This is a genomic window from Syntrophomonas sp. UBA1041 (genome assembly GCF_002316705.1).
Classification (GTDB): Bacteria; Bacillota; Syntrophomonadia; order Syntrophomonadales; family Syntrophomonadaceae; genus DTU019.
Genome location: NZ_DCEA01000008.1, coordinates 4,171 through 9,460 on the forward strand (window position 1 = coordinate 4,171; position 5,290 = coordinate 9,460).

The window sequence follows — 5,290 nt, forward strand, 5'->3', positions numbered from 1 at the left end:
GTTTCGGGATCTTTCTCGTAACCCTCAGCCAGCTTGGCCAAGTGCTGATAATAGTGTGCCAACTGCTGTAGTGGCACCCTAAGGTTAATGGCACCCTGCCAGTCACCCCCGGAGAGTAGATCCTGCAGTCTCGCCAGAGCTTCCAGCCATTGTTCCGCAGGCATACCCGCTTCTTTACGAAAGTCTCGCACCACCCACTGGCGTTCAAACATCGGGCGTTCCTGCCATCCTTGCGACTGTTCCTCCAATGTTGCGCGAACTTCATGACATAGGCCAGCCGCCTGTTCCATAACTTCAAGAGCCGGCGGCGGTGATGTAACAGTGGACTGCCCTTTCTCGCTTTCGGGAAGATCGATTCCCGCTATATGTAGCGCTTGTTTCGATCCAAGCACTTGTCCGTGAAAACGGGGGGCCAGTGCAATGGCGGCCGCAAATCCGGCACCGGCTGCTTCAGGAGATAGTTCGTGGGCTGCACTCATGGCAAAAAACTCATCAACCGTTTTGCCGTAAAGCTTCGCAAGCTTGGGCATTGCTGCCGCAAGCGCCGGCGTACGGACAATACCTGGACCGATCGCAAAAATATGTACCCCACTATTTTCGGTTTCCCCAGCTGCGATATTAGCCAGCTCAGCCTGAGCGGATTTCATTGTTTCATAAGGCCCCATGAACGGTCCCGGTGAGGAGGAAACACAAACAAAAGTTCCTGAGTGTCTGGCCAGCATGCCGGGTAAAAAGGCCTGCGCTAACAAGACTGGCCCGCGCATATTTACCCGGTAACTCAAATCCCAATCTCTGATCGGCGTGTCATGGATCGGGCCGACCAGTGCCAGGGTGGCGTTGTTCAGGACAATATCAACCCGTCCCCCCCATGTGCCAGCCAATTTTTTCGCCAGCCGGCGTACATCTCTGGCGTTACCTACGTCAGTACGGATGAAGCACGCCTTCCCCGGCGGGCCGAACTCGGAGTTGATGCTGTCAGCAGCACTTTTCCCAGTGAGCGGGTTAATTTCGGCGATAGCGACGCGCGCCCCCAGCCAAACCAAGGCGCGGGCCGCCTCAAAGCCAATCCCTCTCCCGGCACCAGTGACCACAGCAACCTGACCACTCAAACAGCCTTGCTTGAGGTTTCCGGTGCCGATTAATGGTGGTGATGTGCAACTTGTCATTCTGTATGCCCTCCAGTATGTAGCAGCCGATTATAAAAACACCATGCAATATTTCGGTGTACTGCTTGCCGTCACAGGATAAACTACACTAAGAGTAATTTGACGGGAAGGATACATATTTGGTGGTTCAGGATAAAATAGCCCGCGGGGCTTTGTCCAGTATTGCGGCAACAATACCGCAACTAATTTTTCAGGCCGTTTCGGTGGTAATTGGCCTCAGTCAGTACTACGGCTTTGAACTATCTGCCGGAGTGTACCTTCCTGCTGATCTGACTAAAACCTTTTGGGGTGCCGTTTTTGGCGTTCTTATCTGGGAGTTTGCCAGTACTATCCTGGGCATAACAACTTGCTATATTATCCATTGGACCGGACGAAGTTACTCCTGGCTAAAAGGAATGCTGGTTGCCAATACGATCATGTTTATTGCTATTTATGGATACTTTTATGCTCTGGGAGGGCCATCCATTGCCCCATCAGATCTGGGCACTAACTGGTCGATGCTCATCGCCAATACCATTTTTGGTGTCGCCTGCGGCTGGCTGATCGTGCGCTGGAGTCCGAAGGAGGAGTAACAGTTGGGGCGCACAGGGGGACGGTTCTGCTGTGCTGTTATGGGCCAAAAACAGCACAGCAGAACCGTCCCCCTGTGTCTTCAGACGCATGAACCGTCCCCTTGTCTTGCCCAATCTGCACGGATCAGCCCAAAATGGCAGATGTCTTCGAACTGACCCCATTTGCAAACTCCATGTCTGGCGATCCCCTCCAGAAGGAGACCGCTTTTCTCCATAATGCGTCTGGAACCGACGTTTTTGAACATGCATTTGCCATAGATGCGTTCCAGCTCAAGCATTTCAAATCCAAATTGCACCACGCGCCGGCATGCCTCTGTGCCGTAACCTTGATTCCAGCGATCCGGATCAATGAAATAAGCGATCTCCGCATTGCGGTGTTCCGGAAGAATCGCCGGGAACCCTGTGTTGCCAATGTAGGCACCCGTATCTTTCACGAAAATCCCCAACTCGCAAGCAGTTCCTTTTTGGCGACAGTTATTGGTGAAGTTGATCCACCAATCGACCTTGGCGCGCGGATAGGGATGCGGAATCATCAAAGTAGTGGCAGCAATCTCCTTGCGGCTGACGACCCTGAAGACATTTTCCGCGTCTTCCGGGCAGTAGGGTCGTAGGATCAACCGCTCAGTATATAAAACTACATCCGATATTTTTCCCATAGCAATCCCCCCAGTACTGATAGTCGATATTCCCATATTTCCCGGGATTTTCGCCGACGCCTGCGGAAAGTCCTGCCCTTTCCTACCCTTATGATACAAGGGGACGGCTCTTCAGTGCTGACATGCTTAAAAAGGGACTCGTATTTAACGCTCTTACCAGGACGGACCGATATTAGAGGGGGCTGCTTGTATTGGATGGAACTTCTTCGCCTTTTTTTGAAATGGCAGTGATATAGTAATAGTAAAAAACGCCATCGCCCGCAGGAGACGGGATCGCGTCGGCATAGACTGTTTTGACCAAAGGCGTCCCGGTCACTTTTACAAAACTACCGGTTGACCCGGTGCGGCGATAGACATTGTAGCCGACAGCGTTCTTACTCTCTGTCCAACTCAGGCTGATTTGGCGTAGCTGCCCTGAAGCCTCCAAAACAACTGGAGTAACCTCTTTGCATCCAATCAAAATCGTGGCCAGCATACAAACAATGGCTAATAAAGCCCAACACCTGGAGTTTTTCAATTCCGATCCCCCCGACTTTTTCTATTTGTCGCATTAAATTATATTTTCCACCACAGGTAATACTTTCCTGCCTGCTTTAAAATACGCTGATAAAAATAAGTTATCAACATTTTTTATTGCTCTGAGGATGATACCTGGCTTTAAAACAAGTTCTCGACAAACAGTTTACATGGTGGTAATATGTTAAGTGAACGATGTTCATTTGCGAATTGGAGTTTTGAATTTTGTCAAGAATGATTGATAATCCGAGAGAGCTAATCCTTGGCGAGGCCAGAAAGATCCTTTATAACGAAGGATATTCCAGTGTAAGCATCAGAAGGGTTGCAAAAGAGTGCAACATTTCTATTGGGACTATTTATAACTATTTTCCAACCAAGAAGGAACTGATCCTTGAGATGATGACCAGCTACTGGCAGGAGTTTTTGGATAAAGCAGCGGTAATTATTAAATCTCGGGAGGACTTCTATGGAAGGTTAAGGTGCATATTTCAGGAGGTGCTTAGCTTTGTAGGCAGGTTTAAATCAGTATGGCTAAGCAGGGAGTTTTATGAATCTCCTGATTATGTGGAAGGAGGTATCCAAAGGGAGCACATTTACGTTGGAAGGCTTACTGCCATGATTGAAGAACTGCTTGGGGAAAAGGCCCCTGACAAAGTTCAAGCGGAATTTGAAGCTAAGAAAATGGCTTCCTTTATAGTAATAAACTTCATGTCAATGGTTCAGAACAGGAATTATGATTATGACTTCTTTGAGGATGTTCTTAGGAAGCTTTTGGATTAAATCATATCTTGAGATCTTGAGGATATGATTTTCTTATGAACACAAATGAACAGTGTTCACTTGGAAGCTTACGAAGATCGGATAACAAAAAAATATGGAGGCGTTCTTCATGAAGTATTTTGAAGTGTTATTTAGCATTTTGTACTTGGTTTCAGTACTCTATATGTCAATTAAAATGATCAAGTGGGGCAAGAACAGCAGGATAGTCAGGCTATTCGGATACATGGGATTTATTTTGGGCTTCGGTGATTCCTTCCACCTGGTGCCAAGGATTTACGCGCTTTTGACTACAGGGCTTGAGGCAAACGCTGCAGTTCTTGGGATTGGAAAGGCGATTACCTCCATTACTATGACAGCATTTTATGTACTTCTCTTCCTAATCTGGGAGACAAGATTCAATATCAGGGACGACAAAAAATTAAGAATAGCGGTTGGCGTACTTGCTGCTGCAAGATTAGTTTTAAGCCTTATGCCACAGAATCAGTGGACACTTTACAATGCACCGCTTGATTGGGGTATTTACAGAAACATTCCGTTTGCAATACTTGGCGCGATAATTGTCTACATTTCACTAAAGGAAGCTAAAAGGCACAGCGACAATGTTTTCAGGAAGATAGGCATAGCCGTTATCATATCCTTTGCCTGCTACTTGCCGGTTGTTCTTTTTGCCAATACCTTCAGCCTTATTGGGATCCTTATGATTCCGAAGACAATTGCATATTTGTGGGTAGTTTATATTGGGTATAAGGCAGCGTCCGCCCCTTCGGTTTTTCAGGAAGCGGAAGCAAGATGCGGCATTAAGACGCAGCCATAAAACGTAGTCCTGATACGCAGCTAATCTTAATACGCAGCTTTGGCGAGGTCTAAAGTATGAGTCAAAAGCTCGCGGCCGCCCCAGCTGCCGTGGCCTGGGATAACGATACTGGCATCACTGTAACGATCGATTAAGTTTTGTACTGCCTGTTGATAGTTGGCAACAGAACCTTCCGAGATATTCCCGAGGTTATTTGAATCCAGCGACTTAACGATGCATCCACCGAACAATACCTTTTCGGCGGCGAAATAGATTGCAATATTATCCGCTGTGTGAGCCGGGCCGGGATAATATGTTTCGATAATGGAATCGGACGCCCCGACTGTAATAGGCATCATTTCCTGGTCAATGGCGGATTCAGGCCTTGGGTAGCCTGCTCCTTCAGCCAACTGGGCAGTCTGGGGAGTACTGATTACCCTGATGTTGTCAGCGATAAGTACGGCGATCCCGCCAATGCGATCCTGGTGCGCATGAGTGATCACTGCCAATACCGGTTTTTTAAGAAACATTTGCCAGGTCGTATTCAGCAATTCAGCAGTCTGCTCGCATGTCCAGGGTGTATCAATTAGAATCAACCCTGTGGCGGTTTCAATGATCATCCCGTTCGATGGCGTGGGCCAGCCATTGTAGTTGAAATGCGAAGTATGGACCCATACAGAGTCACTCACTTTTATTAGTCTGACACCAGAAGGGTTTTGCGTTGCAACGCTCGCATTGTCTGCGCCACTGGCGGCTACGGCTGTGCTTTCGAATACAATCCCGGCCAGGCACGCCATCAGTGTGAGT

Annotated in this window: 7 protein-coding genes; 3 read left to right on the plus strand and 4 right to left on the minus strand. The window is 48.1% G+C overall.

Annotated features, from left to right (window positions below; translation table 11 throughout):
* The coding region (locus tag B2633_RS01685) for an SDR family NAD(P)-dependent oxidoreductase (protein ID WP_483168814.1) at positions 1-1,166 on the minus strand (1,166 nt) is incomplete at its 3' end.
* 152 nt (positions 1,167-1,318) lie between these two features.
* Here B2633_RS01685 and B2633_RS01690 point away from each other — a divergent pair.
* Positions 1,319-1,738 carry a hypothetical protein gene (locus B2633_RS01690; protein ID WP_483168815.1) on the plus strand — a complete coding sequence of 140 codons (420 nt, stop codon included), beginning with the start codon at positions 1,319-1,321 and terminating at the stop codon, positions 1,736-1,738.
* 80 nt (positions 1,739-1,818) lie between these two features.
* On the opposite strand, the gene B2633_RS01695 is transcribed toward B2633_RS01690, so the two are convergent.
* A complete protein-coding gene (locus B2633_RS01695; protein WP_483168816.1) occupies positions 1,819-2,394 on the minus strand; it encodes a GNAT family N-acetyltransferase in 576 nt (191 codons plus the stop codon).
* A 172-nt stretch (positions 2,395-2,566) separates the two neighbouring features.
* Positions 2,567-2,911 carry a hypothetical protein gene (locus B2633_RS01700; RefSeq protein WP_483168817.1) on the minus strand — a complete coding sequence of 115 codons (345 nt, stop codon included), beginning with the start codon at positions 2,909-2,911 and terminating at the stop codon, positions 2,567-2,569.
* A gap of 233 nt (positions 2,912-3,144) precedes the next feature.
* Here B2633_RS01700 and B2633_RS01705 point away from each other — a divergent pair, with 233 nt between their 5' ends.
* Positions 3,145-3,690, plus strand: coding sequence for a TetR/AcrR family transcriptional regulator (locus B2633_RS01705; protein WP_483168820.1), 546 nt, complete (start codon positions 3,145-3,147; stop codon positions 3,688-3,690).
* 109 nt (positions 3,691-3,799) lie between these two features.
* Complete coding sequence (locus B2633_RS01710) at positions 3,800-4,504, plus strand: hypothetical protein (protein WP_483168818.1); 705 nt, start codon at positions 3,800-3,802, stop codon at positions 4,502-4,504.
* 26 nt (positions 4,505-4,530) lie between these two features.
* Here the strand turns inward: B2633_RS01710 and bla are convergent.
* Positions 4,531-5,290 (minus strand): subclass B1 metallo-beta-lactamase (gene bla, locus B2633_RS01715; RefSeq protein ID WP_483168819.1); only part of this gene is annotated, 760 nt, incomplete at its 5' end.